Annotated in this window: 17 protein-coding genes; 5 read left to right on the forward strand and 12 right to left on the reverse strand. The window is 66.4% G+C overall.

Translation table 11 applies throughout. The features are described from left to right. Positions 1-188 precede the first annotated feature (188 nt). The 3 genes from AC6LJW_RS13440 to AC6LJW_RS13450 are packed head-to-tail and all read left to right on the forward strand — an operon-like array spanning position 189 to position 3,660. A complete protein-coding gene (locus AC6LJW_RS13440; RefSeq protein ID WP_498087531.1) occupies positions 189-1,664 on the forward strand; it encodes an aldehyde dehydrogenase in 1,476 nt (491 codons plus the stop codon). 37 nt (positions 1,665-1,701) lie between these two features. Next, positions 1,702-2,733, forward strand: coding sequence for a Bug family tripartite tricarboxylate transporter substrate binding protein (locus AC6LJW_RS13445; protein WP_056561959.1), 1,032 nt, complete (start codon positions 1,702-1,704; stop codon positions 2,731-2,733). Positions 2,734-2,751: 18 nt separating this feature from the next. Further along, on the forward strand, positions 2,752-3,660 hold the full coding sequence (locus AC6LJW_RS13450; RefSeq protein WP_498087532.1) for an NAD(P)-dependent oxidoreductase: 909 nt from the start codon (positions 2,752-2,754) through the stop codon (positions 3,658-3,660). Positions 3,661-4,191: 531 nt separating this feature from the next. Here AC6LJW_RS13450 and AC6LJW_RS13455 read toward each other — a convergent pair. From AC6LJW_RS13455 to AC6LJW_RS13505, 11 genes are all read right to left on the reverse strand, one after another. Next, positions 4,192-5,082 (reverse strand): LysR family transcriptional regulator, encoded by an 891-nt coding sequence (locus tag AC6LJW_RS13455; protein ID WP_056561963.1) that lies wholly within the window; start codon positions 5,080-5,082, stop codon positions 4,192-4,194. Between the two features lie 143 nt (positions 5,083-5,225). Continuing rightward, the gene (locus AC6LJW_RS13460) at positions 5,226-6,629 is read right to left on the reverse strand and encodes an MmgE/PrpD family protein (protein WP_498087533.1); all 1,404 of its coding nucleotides are present in this window, start codon (positions 6,627-6,629) and stop codon (positions 5,226-5,228) included. A 58-nt stretch (positions 6,630-6,687) separates the two neighbouring features. Further along, positions 6,688-7,491: an N-acyl homoserine lactonase family protein gene (locus AC6LJW_RS13465; RefSeq protein WP_427984696.1), complete on the reverse strand. Its 804-nt coding sequence runs from the start codon at positions 7,489-7,491 to the stop codon at positions 6,688-6,690. A gap of 21 nt (positions 7,492-7,512) precedes the next feature. Beyond that, complete coding sequence (locus AC6LJW_RS13470) at positions 7,513-8,226, reverse strand: ABC transporter ATP-binding protein (RefSeq protein ID WP_056561970.1); 714 nt, start codon at positions 8,224-8,226, stop codon at positions 7,513-7,515. Then, positions 8,213-9,010 carry an ABC transporter ATP-binding protein gene (locus AC6LJW_RS13475; RefSeq protein ID WP_056561972.1) on the reverse strand — a complete coding sequence of 266 codons (798 nt, stop codon included), beginning with the start codon at positions 9,008-9,010 and terminating at the stop codon, positions 8,213-8,215. Before AC6LJW_RS13475 ends, AC6LJW_RS13470 begins: the two co-directional genes overlap by 14 nt. After that, positions 9,007-10,014: a branched-chain amino acid ABC transporter permease gene (locus AC6LJW_RS13480; RefSeq protein ID WP_235512048.1), complete on the reverse strand. Its 1,008-nt coding sequence runs from the start codon at positions 10,012-10,014 to the stop codon at positions 9,007-9,009. Before AC6LJW_RS13480 ends, AC6LJW_RS13475 begins: the two co-directional genes overlap by 4 nt. Positions 10,015-10,021: 7 nt before the next feature. After that, a complete protein-coding gene (locus AC6LJW_RS13485; RefSeq protein WP_056561976.1) occupies positions 10,022-10,885 on the reverse strand; it encodes a branched-chain amino acid ABC transporter permease in 864 nt (287 codons plus the stop codon). A gap of 20 nt (positions 10,886-10,905) precedes the next feature. Next, positions 10,906-12,081: an ABC transporter substrate-binding protein gene (locus AC6LJW_RS13490; RefSeq protein WP_498087534.1), complete on the reverse strand. Its 1,176-nt coding sequence runs from the start codon at positions 12,079-12,081 to the stop codon at positions 10,906-10,908. Positions 12,082-12,165: 84 nt separating this feature from the next. After that, on the reverse strand, positions 12,166-12,477 hold the full coding sequence (locus AC6LJW_RS13495) for a DUF4387 domain-containing protein (RefSeq protein WP_056561978.1): 312 nt from the start codon (positions 12,475-12,477) through the stop codon (positions 12,166-12,168). A 15-nt stretch (positions 12,478-12,492) separates the two neighbouring features. Next, positions 12,493-13,857 (reverse strand): acyclic terpene utilization AtuA family protein, encoded by a 1,365-nt coding sequence (locus tag AC6LJW_RS13500; protein ID WP_235512049.1) that lies wholly within the window; start codon positions 13,855-13,857, stop codon positions 12,493-12,495. A gap of 11 nt (positions 13,858-13,868) precedes the next feature. Beyond that, positions 13,869-15,233 carry an LLM class flavin-dependent oxidoreductase gene (locus AC6LJW_RS13505; RefSeq protein WP_498087535.1) on the reverse strand — a complete coding sequence of 455 codons (1,365 nt, stop codon included), beginning with the start codon at positions 15,231-15,233 and terminating at the stop codon, positions 13,869-13,871. 106 nt (positions 15,234-15,339) lie between these two features. On the opposite strand from AC6LJW_RS13505, the gene AC6LJW_RS13510 reads away from it, so the two are divergent. Both AC6LJW_RS13510 and AC6LJW_RS13515 read left to right on the forward strand, forming a co-directional pair. Next, positions 15,340-16,275: a LysR family transcriptional regulator gene (locus AC6LJW_RS13510; RefSeq protein WP_427984700.1), complete on the forward strand. Its 936-nt coding sequence runs from the start codon at positions 15,340-15,342 to the stop codon at positions 16,273-16,275. Positions 16,276-16,433: 158 nt separating this feature from the next. Next, a complete protein-coding gene (locus AC6LJW_RS13515) occupies positions 16,434-17,507 on the forward strand; it encodes a flavin reductase (RefSeq protein WP_498087536.1) in 1,074 nt (357 codons plus the stop codon). A gap of 49 nt (positions 17,508-17,556) precedes the next feature. Here the strand turns inward: AC6LJW_RS13515 and AC6LJW_RS13520 are convergent, their stop codons facing one another. Next, entirely contained in the window at positions 17,557-18,570 is a 1,014-nt protein-coding gene (locus tag AC6LJW_RS13520) for a response regulator (protein WP_056561986.1), read from the reverse strand. Positions 18,571-18,586: the final 16 nt, after the last annotated feature.

The raw sequence follows: 18,586 nt of genomic DNA on the forward strand, positions 1-18,586 counted from the left end.
GCGCCCGGCCCACCCCGGGCGCGGCGCCATCACACGCCACGATTCGCTATCACTGAATTCGCAATTCCGTATTGGACGCGTGCAACACGCGGCCCCAGACTTTGCGCATGGCACGAAGCGGCACCCGCCGGACTTACCGGCTCCGCTTCGCAAGAAGAATCCCCTCATGCCAATCGGAGACCGTGTCCATGCAGCGTTATGGCTTGTTCATCAATGGTCAGAGCACCCCGCCCGCGCAGGGACGCATGATCGCCACCCACAACCCGTACACGGGCGACGTCTGGGCTGAAATCCCCGACGCCTGCGCGCAGGACGTCGACCGCGCCGTCAAGGCGGCGGAACACGCCTTTGAACAGACGTGGCGCCATACGCCCGGCATCAAGCGCGCCCAGTGCATGCTGCGCCTGGCGGAACTGATCGAACAGAACGCCGACCGGATGGCGCGCATCGAATCCACCGACAACGGCAAGATCATCCGCGAAACCCGGCCGCAGATGGTCTGGGTCGGACGCCAGCTGCGCTACTACGCCGGGTACGCCGACAAGCTTTATGGTCAGCAGGTGCCGCTGGACCAGCCGGACACGCTGGACTACCTGAGCCTGGAACCCTTTGGAGTCGCGGCCCTGATCACGGCCTGGAACTCGCCGCTGGCGCTGCTGGCCAACAAGCTGGCGCCGGCGCTGGCCGCCGGCAATTGCGTGGTGGTCAAGCCCAGCGAACACGCGTCCGCCTCGACGCTGGAGTTCGCCAGCCTCGTGCAGGCGGCCGGCTTTCCGGACGGGGTGTTCAATGTGGTCACGGGCGGCGCCGACACGGGCCGCGCGCTCGTCGAGCACCCCGGCGTCGCACTCGTCAGCTTTACCGGCAGCCCCGGGGTGGGCGCCGAGATCGCCTCGATGGCGGGCCGGCGCCTGACGCCCATGAAACTGGAACTGGGCGGCAAGTCGCCCAACATCATCTTCGAGGACGCGGACCTCGACAAGGCGATCGTGGGTGCGCTGGCCGGCATCTTCGGCGCGACGGGCCAGACCTGCGTGGCGGGGTCAAGGTTGCTGGTGCAGCGCAGCGTGATGGACAGGGTTCTGCCGCCGCTGATCGACCGGGCGCGCAAGATCCGGCTGGGCAATCCGCTGGATACGGCGACCGAGATGGGCACCGTTGCCAACCGGCCGCAATTCGATCGCATCCTGGCCATCATCGACCGCGCGCAAGGCGCCGGCGCCAAGCTGGCTTGCGGCGGCAAACGGGCCGAAGGTCCGGGCTTGGAGCATGGCTACTTCATCGAGCCGACCATTTTCTCGGGGGTCGACAATGACAGCGACCTGGCGCAGGAAGAAGTCTTTGGGCCGGTGTTGGCCGTCATTCCCTTCGATACGGAGGAGGACGCCATCTGTATGGCTAACGGCACCCGTTATGGCCTGGCGGCCGGCCTTTGGACACGGGACCTGAACCGCGCCATGCGGGTGTCGCGCGCCATGCGCGCGGGCTCGGTCTGGGTAAACACCTACCGCGCCATCGCCGCCCAGGCGCCCTTTGGCGGTTTCAAGCAATCGGGCATCGGCCGCGAGCGCGGCGAAGCCGGGCTGCGCGAGTTCCTGACCACCCGCAACGTCATGATCGATTTTTCCGAAGCGGTCCGAGACCCCTTCGCCATTCGGACCTGAGCCGTTCGAGCCAGGCCAATCTGCCAAAGGAAGAGACATGAACGCACGAAAACTGGAGCCTCGGCCCGCGAGGCGCCGCGTCCTGCGCGCCGCCTTGACGGCGCTCGTGGCCGCGGCCGCCCTGCCCCTGTCGCACGCGGCGCATGCGACGGCCCCGTGGCCGACGCAGCCTATCCGCATGGTGGTGCCGTTTCCGCCAGGGGGTTCCGTGGATACGGTGGCGCGCACGTTGGGCCAGGCTTTGCAGGAGGCGCTGGGCCAGCCCGTGATTATCGAGAACAAGCCGGGCGCCAGCAGCGTGCTAGGCGCCCGTTATGTGAAACAGGCGGATCCGGACGGCTATACGCTGCTGCTGAACGCGTCGCTGCAGGTCGCCAATCCGCTGCTGCTCGATACGGTGACCTACGACGCGCTCCGGGATTTCGCGCCGATCACCGAGATCGGCGCCCAGCCGCAGCTTGTACTGGTCCGCAAGGATAGTCCGTACCAGTCGCTCAAGGATCTGGTGGCAGGCGCAAAGGCCAAGCCGGGGGAACTGACCTGGGCCATCGCGGCGTACGGGGCGGCGGGCCATCTGGCGTGCGAGCTGGTCAACGAGCAGGCGGGCGTGAAGATGGAAGTGATTCCGTATCGCGGCGGCGGTCCGGCGCTGGTCGATCTGATGGGCGGCCAGGTGACGGCGATGACCGAGCCGATGGCGTCGGCCTACCCGCACGTGAAGGACGGCAAGCTGCGGGCGCTGGCGGTAACGAGCAGCCAGCGCGTGGCGGCGATTCCGGACATTCCGACGGTGGCCGAGGCGGGTTACGCGGGATTCGACATGCCGAGCTGGTATGGCATTTGGGCGCCGGCGGGCACGCCGCAGGCGGTGATCGACAAGGTGTATGCCGCGACGCAGCAAGCGTTGCAGAACCCGGCGGTCAAGGCAAAGTTCGAGGCGCTGTCGTTCATCCCGGTGGGGTCCAGCCCGCAAGACTTCGCAGCCTTTCAGGCCAACGAATACAAGACCTACGAGAAAGTCATCAAAGCTATCAAGGCACGGGGCGCGAATGCCGCGCCGCGCACCTGAACAACAAGGAGACATGGCATGGAACAGAACGGATCGGAGATTCTGGGGTTCATCGGGCTTGGCGTGATGGGCGGGCCGATGTGCGCCAATCTGCTGAAGAAAAGCGGCCGCAAGGTGGTGGCGTACGACTCGGTGCAGGCGGCGGCCGATGAGGCGAAATCGCATGGCGCGGAGATTGCCGACGGCGTGGCGCGGGTGGCGGAGAAGGCGGACATCGTTTTCCTGTCGCTGCCGTCCATTGATCAGGTCGAATCGGTGTGCGAGGCAATCCTGGCGGCGCCGCGCCGGCCGTCCCTGATCGTGGACATGAGCACGAGCAATGTGTCGCGCACCCGGGCGCTGGCGGAGCGGCTGAAGGCGGAAGGCATTGCGTTTCTGGATGCGCCGGTGGCCCGCACCAAGCAGGCGGCTGTGGAAGGGAAGCTGTTCATCAGCGTGGGTGGCGCCGAGTCGGACTTTGCGCGGGTCGTTTCCTATCTGAATTGCATGGGCAGCGATGTGCTGCATTGCGGCGAGGTGGGCAGCGGGCAGATCGTGAAGATCCTGAACAACTACATGGTCTTCATGACGGTCAATGCGCTGTCCGAAGCGATCACGATCGGCCGCCAGGCTGGGATGGAAGCGGAGAAGCTGCTGTCGCTGTTGTCTCAGGGGTCGGCTGACAGTTTTGTGCTGAGAAACCATGGGATGAAGTCGTTGGCCAAGGACGACTTTCCGGAGAAGACCTTTCCGATGACGTACGCCATCAAGGATTGCTCGTTGGCGCTGGATTTGGCCAAGGAAGGCGGGTTCAGTCCGCGGATCGGGGCGTATACGCACGACATGATGTGCCGGGCGCGCGATGCGGGGTTTGCGTTGAACTACCACCCTGCTGTCATTCAGTTGATCGATGGGCGTGTGAAGGTTGAATTGCCTGAGCGGGTTTGAAGTGGTGGATGCTGTCCGTTTGCGCGGTCGGAGATATCGGAATCGGAGTTGCGGCTGGCTTAGGGGGGTGTTCTGTTGACGCCCGGCGCGGCGGCGGCCCGGGTCGCGCGGGGCTACGATTGCGGGCCGGAGCCTTCGCTCCGGACTGCCCCTTCGTCATCTTCGTCCAGGCCTCTCGGCCTTCCCTTCAGATTCCCTCGGGCGCATCTACACGCCCGCGCACCCCAGGCCGCCGCCACACCGGGCTCTGGTGGTTTGAACTTCACGGGCGCTGGGGAGGGATGAGTTCTTGAGGTTCTTGTTGGCGTCGGTGTCGGTTTGAAGCAGCTTGCGGGGCCCGCCCCACATTGGCCGCACGGGCGGCCTCGTGGGGCTTACGCGGTATCTTGCGTCCACGGGCCTGCGCTGCGCGCTCGTGGTGTGTAGGACTGATTCAGGTGTCTGACACCCTCATGCACTGATGCTTGAATTTGCGGATGGTGCTGCCGGGTGTCTGACACCGGCCACAGCACGCCCCCCCCCGCGCAGGCCTCAAGCGTCCAGCGCCATGCGCTTTGCCACATGCCCCACGACACGCCGCGTCAAATCCGTGGCGTGCTTTTCACTCCAGATGATTTCCATGCAGACCTGACCCGCGCTCTGCGGCAGTTCGCGGAACACCACGCCCGCAAAGCCCGTGGTGGCATAGGACGCCGGCGCGATCGACACGCCCAGGCCGAGCCGGACCATCTGGAAGATCGTGAGCGGACTGCGCGCCATGTGGCGGATGTCGGGGCTGAAGCCGGCCTCGTGGCAGCAGGCGACGATGGCGTCGTAGATCGCGGGCCCATGCTCGCGATGCAGCGCGACCATGGGTTCGTCCGACAACATGGATAGTTGAAAGCCTTCTTTCTGCGCCAAGGGATGCCGGCTGGGCAGTACGGCGACCAAGGGCTCGCGGTGGATGAGCTGGCGCCGTACCTCGGTACGCTCCGGGCGGGCATGGACAATGCCGGCGTCGAGCAGGCCCAGCGATACCGCCCTGACCTGCTCAGCCGACACCATGTCCACCAGCGACAGCGTCACGCCCGGGAATTCCGCGGCGACCTGGCGCTGGATGACGGAGACCAGGTGAAACAGTGCGGAAGTCGCGACGCCCACCCTCAGCACGCCGGAGTCGTCGTTGCCGGCGCGCACGGCGGCGTTGACCGCGGTGCGCATCTGGTCGAGCAGGATGCGGGTCTCTCGCAGGAAGGCCTGCCCAGCAGGCGTCAGCCGAACCTCGCGGCGGGTGCGCTGGAAGAGCTGCACGCCCATTTCCTCTTCAAGCGATTTGACGTGCTGCGAGAGCGGCGGCTGCGAGATGTTCAGCTTTTCGGCGGCTCGCCGGAAGCTGAGCTCTTCGGCAACCGTCACAAAGTAGCGCAGTTGGCGCATGTCCATGGCGTGACATCTTCTTGTTGGGGTCAGCGGTGCGAATCGCCCGCGGGCGCGGCGCCGCCGGCGGCGGGCCCCCATTGGACGGCTGGCTAGCATACTGCGGCCGGCCGTCCTTGCCCATCCCGCCGATGTCCCAGGCGCGGCGATCAGGCCAGCAGTTTCGTCAGGTCACGGACCGGGGTGGACGGCTCTGCCGACAGGAAGGCGTCCAGGATCAGCGTGGTGCGCACTTCCGGCAGCGTGAGGCCGGCATTGGCGCGGAACTTGTCGACAATGTCGGTCTGGCGCAGCGCGCGTTCACCGCTGCCCAGGTTGATGGGCACTTCTTCGCGCAGTTGCGTGCCATCGTGCAGCGTGACCGTCACCGCGCCGGAAAAGTATTTCGGGAACGCCGTGACTTCCTGTGCGCGGCAGATGGTGCGTCCCGCAAGCGACAGCAGCGCGGGATCCGACAACCGGGCGGGCGCCAGTTCCTGCAGCGTGAAGCGGCCCAGCGCCAGGCAGGCGGCCACGACGAACTGCACGCTGAATTTGGCGTCGTAGTCGCTGCGCGGCCGGGTCTTGATGTGCGCGGGCTCGGCGACGATGGGCAGCGTGGGCGCAGGCAGCTCGCAGGCGACCGAGCGGATGCGGCCGGCGTCCTGGATGGTGGCCTGGAGCCGCAGCGCCGCTTCGGCGCAGCCGTGGATGAAGTGGCAGACGGGGTACGGCTTGATCGAGGTTTCCAGCAGCGTCCATTCGTGGCCGAGTGCGCTGATGACGGAATCGGCGTCGACCTGGTCGGCGCGGGCCTGCATGTGGGTCTCGTAAAGGCCAAACTGCCCTTCATAGGGCCGGCGCGGGCCAAAGAAGCCGGCCTGCGCCATCTGCGCAGCGGTGATGCCGGCAAAGGCGCCCCAGCCCGGATGCAGGCGTTTGGTCCAGGCGCCGTCTTCCAGGAACACCTGGACGCCGGACGCGGTGCTGGCCGCGATGCCCTGCGCGGCCACGAGTTGTTCCTCGGTCAGGCCCAGCAGCTTGCCGGCGACCAGCGCCGAACTGAAGTGCGACACGACGCCGGTGGCGTGGTAGCCGCCCTGATGGAAGCCGCCTTTGACGGACCGGCCCAGGCGGATGGCCGCCTCCATGCCGATCGCGTAGGCGCTCAGCAACTCGCCCCAGCGCAGGTCGCGGGTCTCGGCGAGCGCCAGCGCGGCGGGCAGGCACGCCACCGAGGGATGCACGATGGCGCCGGGGTGCGTGTCGTCGAAATCCAGCCCGTGCATGAGGTAGCCGTTGGCCATGGCCGCGTCGCGGGCCTGCAAGGCCGGGCCGCCGCCGATGACGGTGGCATCGCCGGGTGCGCCGGCCGCGCGGATGCCGGCCAGGCCGGGTCCGGCGAAGTCGAACTGATGCGCGGCGAGGCCCAGCCCGATGGCGTCGATGATGTGGAGCAGCGATTTTTCGCGCACCGCCGCCGGAAGCGATTCCAGCGTCAGGCCGCGCGCGAAGCGGGCCAGGCCCAGCGCCAGGCTGGATGACGGGGCGCGCAGATTGGAGGTTGCATGCATGATGACCAGGGTTCCAATGTGAGAGTCGGTGCGCCCGGCGGGCGCGCCGCTTGGGTGTTCAATCCAGGGGGCTTTCGTGCAGCACGGCGACCGGCACGGGCAGGTCGCCTGGCAGACGGGGATAGCGTTTGAGCACCTGGGGATCGTGGCCCGGCACGAAGTGGCTGACCGATCCCGCCAGCTTCAAGAGGCGCTTGTGCCCGGCCAGCATCTGTTCCACATCCACCACCACTGGAAACGGCAGCTTCAGCGTCGCGTTGTCGTAGTAATGCGCGGCGTCCGAGGCCAGCACTACCCACCCGCGCGCCGTATGCACCCGCACCGCCTGCAGCCCTTTGGTATGGCCGCCGATGCGCAGCAGTTCGATGCCGGGTTGCAGCACGTCGTCGCCATCGTGAAACTCGACGCGGTCTTCGTACAGCCGGTGCACGAACTCGCAGACATCCTCGACCGAGAACGCGCGGCGCAGCACGGGCTGGCACATGCACGGGCCCGTCGCAAACGCCGCTTCGGCCTCCTGCAGGTGAAACCGCGCATTGGGCAGCTTGTCCAGGTTGCCGGCGTGATCCCAATGCAGGTGCGTCAGGATCACGTCCCGGATCTGTTCGGGCCGCACGCCAAGATGGCGCAGCGCGTCGATGGGGCAGCAGTCCAGCGGCCGGCCGCGCTGCGTCGCGCCGCGCTCGCCAAAGCCGGTGTCCACCAGAATCGCGGTGTCGCCCAGCTTGATCAGCCACACGTAAAAGTCCATCTCCACGGTGCCATCGTGCGCGTCGTGCAGGATGAAATTGTGCGAGGCCGGACGGGTCATGCGCGCGTATCGCAGCGCATAGACTTCATAGCAGGGTAAGTTGTCGGTCATGGCCGGGCGCCTCCTACGCCCTTATACGCCAAGATAGGCTTGCCTTACGAAATCGTCTTCAAGCAGTTCCTGGCCCGTACCGGTGCGCACGACTTCGCCGCGCTCCAGCACGTAGGCCCGGTGCGACAGCCGCATGGCCAGCCGGGCGTTCTGCTCGACCAGCACGATGGACAGTCCCGATTCCCGGTTCAGCCGTTCGACGGCTTGGGCAATTTCCGCGATCACCTTGGGCGCGAGGCCCAACGACGGCTCGTCCAGCAGCAGCAGTTTCGGCTGGGCCATGAGCGCCCGGCCGATCGCCACCATCTGCTGCTCGCCGCCCGACAGCGACCCGGCCATCTGCGCGCGCCGCTCCTGCACGCGCGGAAACAGTCCATAGATCATGTCGAGCGTGCGCCGCCGTGTGGCCGCGCAACGCGTGGTGTACGCGCCCAGTTCCAGGTTGTCCATGACCGTCATCCGCGGAAACAGGCGCCGGCCCTCGGGCGACAGCGCGATGCCGCGCGCCACGCGGCCCGCTGCGGGCATGGCGGCGATGGACTGGCCATCCCAGCGCAGGTCGCCGCGCGCCAGCGTCTTCAGTCCCATCATCGCCTTGAGCGTCGTGGACTTGCCGGCGCCGTTGGATCCCACGAGCGCCACGATCTCGCCGTCGCCGACCTGCAGCGACACGTCGTGCACGGCCTCCAGTTGGCCGTAGCGCACGGCAATGGATTGGGCTTCAAGCATGGGCATAGTCGGGGGCTCCCAGATAGGCTTCGATCACGGCAGGGTTGGACTGGATCTCTTGCGGGGTGCCTTCCGCGATCTTGCGCCCCTGCACCAGCACATAGATGCGATGGCACAGTTCCATCACCACGGCCATGTGGTGTTCGACGAACAGCACGGAAATACCGCGATGCGTGCGCAGCCGCTGCAGCAGCCGGCCCAGTTCGGCGCACTCTTCGCCATTCAGGCCGGCGGCGGGCTCGTCCAGCAGCAGGATCTTGGGATTGGTCGCAAAGCCGATCGCCACGCCCAGCAGTTTCTGGTGGCCGTAGGCCAGCCCGCCCGCCGCCACGTCCCGGTACGGCCCCAGCCCGGACAGCTCCAGAATCTCGTCCACCTCGCGCGCCACGCGCTGCAACGCGGCCTTGCGGGCGCGGGTGGTGACGGTGTGCGTCCACACGGAGCCGGGCAGCGTCGACAGCGCGCCGCGCAGCAGGTTCTGCGCCACCGTGGCGCCCTGGTAGACCGAGGTCGACTGGAACGTACGGGCCAGGCCGCGCCGCACCACCGCGCTGGGCGCCTTGCCCGTGATGTCCGCGCCCTCCAGCACCACCTGGCCGGCCGTGGGAATCAGCGTGCCGCTGATCAGGTTGAAGGCGGTGCTCTTGCCGGCGCCGTTCGGGCCGATCAATCCCACCACCTCGTCCCGCGCCACATGCAGGTCCAGGCCGCTGACCGCCTGCAGGCCGCCGAATCGCTTGGACAGGCCCTTGACCTCAAGCAGGGGCCGCGAAGTCGTTGACGTCGTCATGGCTGCTTCCTCCATTTACGCGGCAGGCGCATGCCGGCCAGCCCTTGCGGCAGGAACCGCAACATCAGAATCAATGCCACGCCGTACAGGATGTCCTGCGATTCCACCGCGCCGCGGAAGAACTCGGGCAGCGGCGTCATGACCAGCGCGCCCACCAGCCCGCCCAGCAGGTATCTGCGCCCGCCGACCACCATCATGATGATGAGTGCGACCGACAGGTGCATGTTGAACGACTCGGGCGAGATGTAGCCGACGTAATGCGCCAGCAGCGCGCCCCCCAGCCCGGCGAAGACGCTGGCAAGCGTGAACGCGAACAGCTGCGTCCGGCGCACGCCGATGCCGCTGGACTCGGCCAGCGCCGGGTTCTCGCCGACGGCGTCCACTGCCTCGCCTGCCGGCGACGCGTAAAACCCGCGGAAGAACGCCAGCACGGCAATGGCGATTACCGCCGCCAGCGCATAGAACGCCGGTTTGTCCAGGAAGACGTAACCGGCGATGGCGGCCGGGGGAATGTTGGTGATGCCGTTGGCGCCGCCCGTGACATCGCCGAATTCCAGCAGCACCAGGCGCAACAGTTCGCCGAAGGCAAAGGTCACCAGCACGAAGTACACGCCCTGCAATCGCAGCACGATGCGCCCGAGCAGATAGGCGGCCAGACCTGCGGCGGCCATTGCCGCCACGATCCCGACGGCGAACGGGAGCCCCAGGCCCTTGACGCAGAACACCGACGCATAGGCCCCGATGCCGGCCAGTGCGCCGTGGCACAGCGAGATCTGCCCTGCCCTGGCCAGTACCGACAGCGACGTCACGACGATGGTGTTGATGCAGATGAAGATGGCCAGGTGATAGGTGAAGGCCTGATTCAGCAGGAACGGGATGCAGACCAGTCCCGCGAGGCCTACCAGGCCCACCACCCCCAGCGGTTGCGGCGCGGCAGCCCCTCGGATCAGGGATTGCGATTCGGTCTGGCCCGGCGGTATCGACGGCAACACGGCTTTGCTCATATCCATCTCACGCCTCCGCCTTGCCCAGCAGCCCGGCGGGCCGCAATACCAGGATGCCCATCACCAGCGCGAAGATCAGGATTTCCGCGAGGCTGTTGCTCATGAAGGAACTGGCCAGGCTTTCCGACACGCCCAGCAGCAGGCTAGCCGCCGCCGCGCCCGGCACGCTGCCCAGCCCGCCAAGAATCACCACGATGAAGGCCTTGAGCAGCGGCGTGCTGCCGATGAAGGGCGAGACCGAAAACAGCGGCGCCATCAGCGCCCCCGCGATCGCCGCCAGCCCCACGCCGATGCTGAAGCCCAGCGGGTACATCAGCTTGGCCCGCACGCCCTGCGCCGTCGCGATCTCCATGTCCTGCACCGCGGCACGCAACGCCTTGCCCTGCCGCGTATGGATCAGGAACCCATACAGCACCGCCAGCACGATCACCGAGCAGACCGCGACGTACAGCCGCGACGCGGGGATGATCACCGTGCCAAGGTGGAACACGCCCTCGGCGACCTGCGGCATGATCTGCGAGTCTGGTCCGAACACCACCAGCGCCACCGACTGCAGGATCATCCCCACGCCGATGGTTGCAATCATGCCGTTGAGCTCATCGTGGCGGAAGGGCTTGAGCACGGCCCACTCCACGAGCCAGCCCAGGGCCGCTGTCACGACGAAGGCGCCCAGCAACGCCACGAGGAACGGCGCCTGCCAGTGGCTCATCAGAACGTAGGTCGCGAACGCCCCGACCATGTAGAACTGGCCGTGCGCAAAGTTGACGACCCGCATCACGCCGAATACCAGCGTGAACCCCACCGCCATCAGCAGGTAAAGCAGGCCGATGATGACGCCATTGACCAGCGCCTGGGCTAACAAATTGGACATGAAAATCCCCTTTCGCCGGCTTATTTCTGGATATCGACGCACTTGTCGATATCGCAACGCGCCACGGTGACTTCCTGGCCATTACGGACCTCGGAGATGAAGAACGGCGAGGCGACCTGATGGTCGATGCCATAGCGCGCCTTGCCGCTCCAGTTCACGATGCCCTGGATGCCCTTGTAGTCCTTCAGCTTGGCAAGCTCATCCCGCACCTTGGTGCTGTCAGCCACGGTGCCCGCGTTCTGCATGGCCTTGAACAGCATGTGCGTTCCGTCGTAGAAGGCCGGGCTGAATCCGTTCATGTTCTTCTTGTATTTGTCCTGGTAGCGCTGGGCGTAATGCGCCACCTCCTTGTTATTCGGATCCTGCAGCGACGTGACCATCATGCCCTCGGTCGCCGTCTTGCCCGCCACCGCCACGATCTCGGGCGTGGCCGGTCCGCCATTGCGCACGATCGGCCCCTTGAAACCCAGCTCCCGCGCCTGCCGCACGATCATTCCCGCGGTAGCCGGCGAGTTGCCGTCCAGTTCGATGGCGTCGATGCCCGAACTGATCATCCGGGTCAGCAGCGGCACCATGTCCACCCGCTGGCGTTCGAAGAATTCCTTGCTCGACAGCGCGGCGCCCGCCTTTTCGTAGGCCTTGGCCAGGTCATTGGAAATCTGCTGCCCGGACTCGTCGTTGGGAAAGAGGCCGCCGACTTTCTTCAGATTGAAGCGCTTGACCAGCCACGCGATGATCGGCGGCGCCGTCTCCTCGGTCGTCAGATTGGGACGGAAGGAGTACGGCTTTTCCGGGCTGAGCGCCTTGTTGGTGAAGCCCAGCGTCATGATGATGACCTTCTCGCGCTCGGTGACCGGCTGCACGGCCAGCGCCGGCGCGGACCCCATCGGGCCGATGATGTACTTGACCTTGTCGTCGCTGACCAGGCGGTTGGCCGCCGTGACCGCGTCGGCCGACTGGTACTTGTCGTCATAGGGGATGACGCTGATCTTGTACTTCTTGCCGCCGACCTCCAGGCCACCCTGCGCGTTGATGTCGTCGGCCGCGAGTTCGGCGCCGTACAGCAGCGCCTGGCCCCACGCGGCGCCTGCGCCGGACAGCGTCACCAGTGCGCCGATCTTCAGCGTGTCCTGCGCCATGGCCGCGGCGGGCAGCGTTAACGCCAGGGGCAGCACCACCTTGCAAATTCGATTCATGTCTCTCTCCTGTCTTTTTTGTGTAGTCAGTGCGTGAACATCAGGTGTCGTGCGCTGGGGACGGCCGCGGACGGCCGTCCGGCGTCACAGGGGAATTTCGATATCCAGCAGCGGCGCGTGCTGCTGCGCGCCGTACACGTCCACGTCGCCCACCGCGCCCGAAGCCACAGGCCGCGGCAACGTCGCCTTCCACGCCAGCGCGGGCGGGTATTCCGTGAACAGCACGTCCTGCTCACGCACGCCGTACAGGCGTGCAATCAGCGCGGCGCTGACGACGCCCGTGGCGCGCACGCGCTCGAACAACGCCGGGTCATCGAACATGATGTCCAGCGTGATGGAAAACGGCCCGGCGTTCTTGCTCTTGCAGGCCTTGGCAATGTCTTTCAGTCTGGCCACGTCGGCTCTCCCCGCTCAGACGGTTTCGTATTCGATGGGAAACAGGCTGAGCGGATCAGCCACTTCGATCACGTGCTGCATGAAGAATTCGTAGATCGGACCGCGCTCGATATCCGACGGCGAGAACGGAAAGGCCATGTTTCCCTCGCGGCACATGCGCCCCGGAAAGTCCGAATGCAGCAGCGTCACGCGGGCCAGCGACAGCGCCGCATTGGCGATCTCCTGCGTCCTGCCCACGACTTCCGCCACGATGGCGAGTTCTTGCGGCAGGAAACCGGGGTTCGGTTCCCAGGCCCCCATCACGCCGTTTGCCCCGTAGACCCGCAGCACCAGCTTCCAGTCCTGGGGGTCCAGTCCAAGGGCCGTGACTTTCGTCGCCGTGGATGTGCGCACGAAGTCCAGGAAGCTGTCGGCCTGACCGATCAGGCCCGGGTCGCGCGTGGCGGCAAAGGCCACCGCGCTGTAGCCCGCCCGCTTCACGCCTTCCAGCTTGATCGTGTAGCGTTGAGGCTCCCACTTCATGCCCGTGATCCGCACACGGCGGTCTGACACCGGCCGGATCTCGCAATCGCGGGTGTCAACGCAGCCGCCGGGCTCATAGCGCAGTACGGGGCTGGCGTTCTCGTGCAGCGCCTGCACCGCCACCGACAGCGGCGTGCAGCGCAATTCTGGGTTGAGCGGCTCGGCCTCCACATAGTCCTCGCCCACCGTGACCATCAGGCAATCGTGCTTCTTGGGGATCGCGGCGTTGCACGCGCACTCCAGCATCTTGCCGGCATACCAGGCGGGCGCCTCGGGCAGACCGTGGTGCATCGCCAGCGCCACCCAAGGCGCCGGGTCCGTGCCCCGCCCACCCAGGATCACCTGCGCGCCCTCGGCCAAAGCCTGCCGATACGGCTCCGGACCCATCATGCCGACGATGCGCACCGCGTCGTCGACCTCTTGCGCCGTCAATGCGTCCGCCGTGCCTAGCGCCCGAATGCGGTCCTCGGCGATCGCTTGACGAATCACGGCCGGGTCCTGCTCGGCGTGAATCAGCGCCATCTTGAAATGCAGGCCATGTTCGCGGGCGATCTCGCGCACGATGTCGGCGCAGGCCTGCAGGTGCGGCTCGCCTCCAGCGCCTCCGCACGTGCCCACCATCATCGGGATGCCGTTGCCAATGGCCGCGCGCAGCAGCAGCGACAGGTCGCGCTTCATGGCCAGGCGGGAATTCAATGTCTTGCCGGACCCCAGGTAATGCGGACCGGGATCGCTGGAACCGCCGTCCACACCGACCATGTGGGGCTTGAGCTCCATGGCCGCCTTGATCGAGGCCTCCGGAAACCCGTAACCCAGAATGCCGCTGGCCGACATCATGCGCACGCTTTGAGTGGTCATGTCCGTGGTCCTTAGCGGCTGCCGATCTTCCAGTCGCCCGCGCGCGGCCGCGAGAGGCCCAGGTTGCCGCGCAGCGTGCCGCTGGCGTACTCCTTGCGCACCAAGCCGCGTTTCTGCAGGTGCGGAATGACAAGCCGCACGATCTCCTCGTAAGTGCCGGGCACCGCAGTCGCCGACAGCACGAAGCCATCGCACCCCTTGCTGAACCACTCTTCCATCATGTCCGCCACCTGCTCGCCGGTGCCGCAGAAGACGGGGCCGTCGTTCAGCGTGCCGCGGCCCGACGCCTCGACGAAGTCGCGCACCGACGGATTCTTCTTGCCGCTCACCTGGACGACCTTGTCTCGCAGGCTCTGCCAGGACATCGCGGCCAGCTCCGCGTCGGTGAAGGGCTGGTCGTAGGGCCGGCCGGAAAAGTCGATGTTGGCCGTCTCGCCGATCATCGTCAGGCCGTCGATGGGCCGCGACAGGCCGGCGATCATCTCGCGCTTTTCGCGGGCCAGGCTTTCGGTTTCGGCGGCGATGATCTTGACCTCGGCGGCCACCTTCAGGTCGTCGGGATTGCGGCCGGCCTTGGCCACGCCGTCCTTGAGTGCCTGATACTGCTTGATGCCGCCTTCCAGCGTGGGGTACTTGGCGAACACCACTTCAGCCCAGCGCGCCGCGAACGCCAGCCCGCGCCCGCTCTGGCCGGCCTGCAGGATCACCGGGTTGCCCTGCGGCGAACGCGGTACGGTCAGCGGGCCGCGCGACCGGAAGAAGCGCCCTTCGTGGTCCAAGCGCCGCACCTTGTCCGGATCGGCGAAGAAGCCTTCGGCTTTGTCGGCGACGATGATGTCGTCTTCCCAGGTGTCCCAATGGCCCATGACCACTTCCATGAATTCATCGGCGCGGTCGTAGCGAAGGTCATGCTCCAGGTGTTCGGTGTGGCCGAAGTTGGCGGCTTCCGAATCGTTCATCGAGGTGACCACGTTCCAGGCCACGCGGCCCTTGGTCATGAGGTCCAGCGTCGCGAACAGGCGGGCCACGTGGAACGGTTCGTAGTAGGTCGTGGAGTACGTGGCGCCCAGTCCAAGGTGGCGGGTGGCCATCGCCATTGCCATCAGCACCGCCGTGGGTTCGAGCTTCACGGCGCGCACGCCGTGGCGCACGGTCTCGTGGTGATTGCCGTTGTAGATATCCGGCATCGCCAGGCGGTCGTCAAAGAACGCCATGTCGAAGCAGCCGTCTTCCAGCGTCCTCGCGATGCGCTGGTAGTACTCCGGCGTCAGATAGTCGGTCATGCTCGACGGATTTCTCCACGAGCCGACATAATTGGAGCAATTCTGGGCTTGCAGGAAGGCCACCAGGGCCATTTGACGGGCGGTTGTGCTCATTGCTTTTCCGGTTTCCGGTGGGTTCGTGAAGAGGTCGAAGTGGGCTCAGTATTGGTGTCGACTCGGATATGCACAATTTCCGCGGCGTGATACATCTATAACCACCATGAATCAATCCAACGACCCGTCCGCCCTCACCCGGCTCGAACTCTCCGAGCTGGAAACCTTTCTCTGGGTCGTGCGCGAAGGCAGCTTCAGCGAAGCCGCGCGCAAGCTGCATCTGTCCCAGCCCGCCGTCACCAATCGCGTCAAACGGCTTGAAGACAAGCTGCGCACCAAGCTGCTGCAGCGGACCACGCGCCAGGTCAGCGCGACGCCCGAGGGCATCCGCCTGCGGGACGCAGCCGAAGCCGCCTTGGCGGGGCTGCGCGACGTCATGCGCCAGTTCCAGCTCAGCGCCGAAACCGGCCGCCACCGCATCGTGGTGGCGTGTACGCCGATGCTGGCTGCGACGGTGCTGCCGCGTCTGATCCACGACTACCAGCAGCGCTATCCGGACATCCAGGTCGTGCTGCGGGACCTGCCCTATGCGCAGGTGGTGCAGGCGATCACACAGGACGCGGCGGACTTCGCCGTGGCGGCGCTGGACACCAAGCAGCGCGGGTTGCAGTTCCAGTCATTGGCCGAGGAAAAGGTCATGCTCGTCGTGCCCGCCGGCCATCCGCTCGCCGCGCATGCCAGCGTCACGCTGTCGATGATCGCGCCCTACCGGATCATGTTCCTGGACCGCTACCTGTCGCTGCGCAAGCACCTGACGGAAGAATTCGCCAAGCAGGGGCTGAGCTTCGAGCACACCACGGCGTCGACCCTGCCCACGCTGCTCGGCATGATCGACGCCGGCAATTGCGTCACCTTCCTGCCGCGCACCATGGTCCAGCGCAACGCGCAGTCGTCGCGCGTGCTGATCGAGATCCAGGACCTGGACGCCACCCGCCACTGGGGCTGCATCCTGTCGCGCCGGGCCGAGCTGTCCGCCGCCGCGCAAGCCTTCAAGGACTACCTGCGCAAGCACTTTCGCGAGCAGCTTGCCGAACCGGTCTGAGTCCGTCATTCATAACGGTACGTAATAGACGCATACCGGAACACAATTTGTGGCCGGTTCCCCGCCGCTCCTAGACTTGGCGCCATGCCAGGCGGGAAGCGGCGGCGCGGGTTGCATGCCTTGCCGCGGGCCTGGCGCCCACGAAACAGGATGCGAGCATGACACCCTTCGACAGCAAGGAATTCCGCCGCGCGCTTGGCGCGTTTCCCACCGGCGTCACGGTGATCACTACCTGCGATGCCGCAGGCAAGCCCTACGGCGTTACCGCCAATTCGTTCAGCTCGGTGTCGCTGGACCCGCCGCTGATCCTGTGGAGCCAGTCCACCACCTCCAGCAGCTACCCGGCGTTTCGCGACTGTCCGCGCTTTGTCGTGAACATCCTGGCTGACCATCAGGTCCACGTCTCGAACCAGTTTGCGAAGTCGGGCGCCGACAAGTTCCGCGAAGTCCCCGTCATGACCGGCCTGGGCGGCGTGCCCATCATCGACGACTGCGCGGCGCATCTGGAATGCGTGAAGGTCGCCGCCTATCCCGGCGGCGACCACGTCGTCTACCTGGGCCAGGTGGAAAAGATCTTTCGCAGCGGCCACCATTCGCTCGCGTTTGGCGACGGCAAGTACCTGCGCACCTTCGCACACGACCTGGGCGAAGTCGGCAGCCAGACCGGCGCGTCGGGCCTCGGCACCCTGAAGGCGCAGCGGATCGCGATGGCGGCGTTGCCGGCCATCTGCGAACACATCGGCCAGCGCACGGTCGGCATCGCGGTGTGGGGCAACCAGGGCGCCACCATCGTGGGCTGGGAACCGTCCGCGCATCCCGTCAGTCCTTACCTGCAAGCGGGCGTGGTCGTGAGCCTCACGCAATCGGCCACCGGCATCGCCTTTGCCGCGTTCATGCCGCCAGCGCAAACGCAGGCGGCCATCGACGAGGAACTTCGGGCGAGGGCTCGCAGCGGCCAGCCCGACAACGGCCAGTTCGCGCAGCGAATTGCCGAGGCCCGGCAGCACGGCTTGGCGCGGGCCGTGGGCACGGCCGCCTCGCCCCGCCACCAGGTCACGGTCAACGCATTCAGCGCGCCCGTCTATGACGCGGCCGGCCACATGGTGATGGCGATCTCCACGACCTGCGAGGCCGAACGCCTGCCCGCGGACTGGGACGGCGACGTGCCTGCGGCGCTGCTCGCGGCGGCGCGCGACCTGTCGCATCGATTGGGAGGTGTCATCGACGTGTAGCAACCCGCCCCTAGCGGGGCGGCACACGCGGCACTAGCGGGCAGGCGCATCAGAGCTGTCCGGGCACCACCCGGTTGCGCCCCTGCCGCTTCGCTTCATACAGGCCCCGATCGGCGGCCTGGATCAGCTCGGTGCACGGCTGACCCGCTTGCGGGACCGCCGTGGCCAATCCGATGCTTACCGTCAGCCACGGGCCAAAGCCCGCGTCGCGCTGGGGAATCTGCATGGCTTCCACGGCGCGGCGCAGCTTTTCGGCGGCAAGCCGCGCGCTGCCGCCGGGCGTGCCGGGCAACACCAGCGCAAATTCCTCGCCGCCAAAGCGCGCCGCCAGGTCGGTGGAGCGGTCGCAACTGGCGAAGATAGTGTTGGCGACACGCTTTAGCGCCTCGTCGCCCGCGATGTGGCCATAGGTGTCGTTGTAGGACTTGAAGTGGTCCACGTCGATCATGAGCATGCTGATCTCGCGGCCATCGCGTCCCGCGCGCTGCCATTCGGCATTCAGGTATTCATCGAAATAGCGCCGGTTGCCCAGGCCGGTCAGGCCGTCCGAATTGGTCAGCCGGCGCAACTCCATATTGCTTTCCAGCAGTTGCTGCTGGCTCTGGCGCAGCGCCTGGTAGGCCTCGTCGCGCTGCACCAGCGCCATGTAGGAACGCGAGTGGTAGCGGATGCGCGCAATCAGCTCGATGGAATCCGGCAGCTTGACCAGGTAGTCGTTGGCGCCCGCCGCGAAGGCCGCGCTCTTGATGGCGGGATCTTCCTTGGTGGACAGCACGATGATCGGGATGTCACGCGCGACGGGATGGGCCCGGTACTCACGGACCAGGCTCAGGCCGTCCACGCCGGGCAGCACCAGGTCCTGCAGGATGACCGTGGGGCGGGTCTGGATCGCGACGCTCAACGCCTTGTAGGGATCCGAGCAGTAGTGAAAATCGATGTTGCCCTCGGGCACCAGCGCCCGCCGGATGGCTTCTCCAACCATGACCTGGTCGTCGACAAGCAACACCATCGCCCCGTGCGAATTGAGATCCGCGGAGACCGTGTCGTCAGGGGATGGGAGCATAGTAAGTCCTTGATGT

Source organism: Achromobacter sp. 1012554356, assembly GCF_059760815.1.

Coding starts and splice junctions, on each gene's coding strand:
- AC6LJW_RS13500 (WP_235512049.1), bottom strand. CDS start 13,857: ATGACCACTCAAAGCGTGCGCATGATGTCGGCCAGCGGCATTCTGGGT.
- AC6LJW_RS13470 (WP_056561970.1), bottom strand. CDS start 8,226: ATGCCCATGCTTGAAGCCCAATCCATTGCCGTGCGCTACGGCCAACTG.
- AC6LJW_RS13520 (WP_056561986.1), bottom strand. CDS start 18,570: ATGCTCCCATCCCCTGACGACACGGTCTCCGCGGATCTCAATTCGCAC.
- AC6LJW_RS13475 (WP_056561972.1), bottom strand. CDS start 9,010: ATGACGACGTCAACGACTTCGCGGCCCCTGCTTGAGGTCAAGGGCCTG.
- AC6LJW_RS13445 (WP_056561959.1), top strand. CDS start 1,702: ATGAACGCACGAAAACTGGAGCCTCGGCCCGCGAGGCGCCGCGTCCTG.
- AC6LJW_RS13480 (WP_235512048.1), bottom strand. CDS start 10,014: ATGAGCAAAGCCGTGTTGCCGTCGATACCGCCGGGCCAGACCGAATCG.
- AC6LJW_RS13485 (WP_056561976.1), bottom strand. CDS start 10,885: ATGTCCAATTTGTTAGCCCAGGCGCTGGTCAATGGCGTCATCATCGGC.
- AC6LJW_RS13440 (WP_498087531.1), top strand. CDS start 189: ATGCAGCGTTATGGCTTGTTCATCAATGGTCAGAGCACCCCGCCCGCG.
- AC6LJW_RS13510 (WP_427984700.1), top strand. CDS start 15,340: ATGAATCAATCCAACGACCCGTCCGCCCTCACCCGGCTCGAACTCTCC.
- AC6LJW_RS13455 (WP_056561963.1), bottom strand. CDS start 5,082: ATGGACATGCGCCAACTGCGCTACTTTGTGACGGTTGCCGAAGAGCTC.
- AC6LJW_RS13505 (WP_498087535.1), bottom strand. CDS start 15,233: ATGAGCACAACCGCCCGTCAAATGGCCCTGGTGGCCTTCCTGCAAGCC.
- AC6LJW_RS13515 (WP_498087536.1), top strand. CDS start 16,434: ATGACACCCTTCGACAGCAAGGAATTCCGCCGCGCGCTTGGCGCGTTT.
- AC6LJW_RS13490 (WP_498087534.1), bottom strand. CDS start 12,081: ATGAATCGAATTTGCAAGGTGGTGCTGCCCCTGGCGTTAACGCTGCCC.
- AC6LJW_RS13460 (WP_498087533.1), bottom strand. CDS start 6,629: ATGCATGCAACCTCCAATCTGCGCGCCCCGTCATCCAGCCTGGCGCTG.
- AC6LJW_RS13465 (WP_427984696.1), bottom strand. CDS start 7,491: ATGACCGACAACTTACCCTGCTATGAAGTCTATGCGCTGCGATACGCG.
- AC6LJW_RS13450 (WP_498087532.1), top strand. CDS start 2,752: ATGGAACAGAACGGATCGGAGATTCTGGGGTTCATCGGGCTTGGCGTG.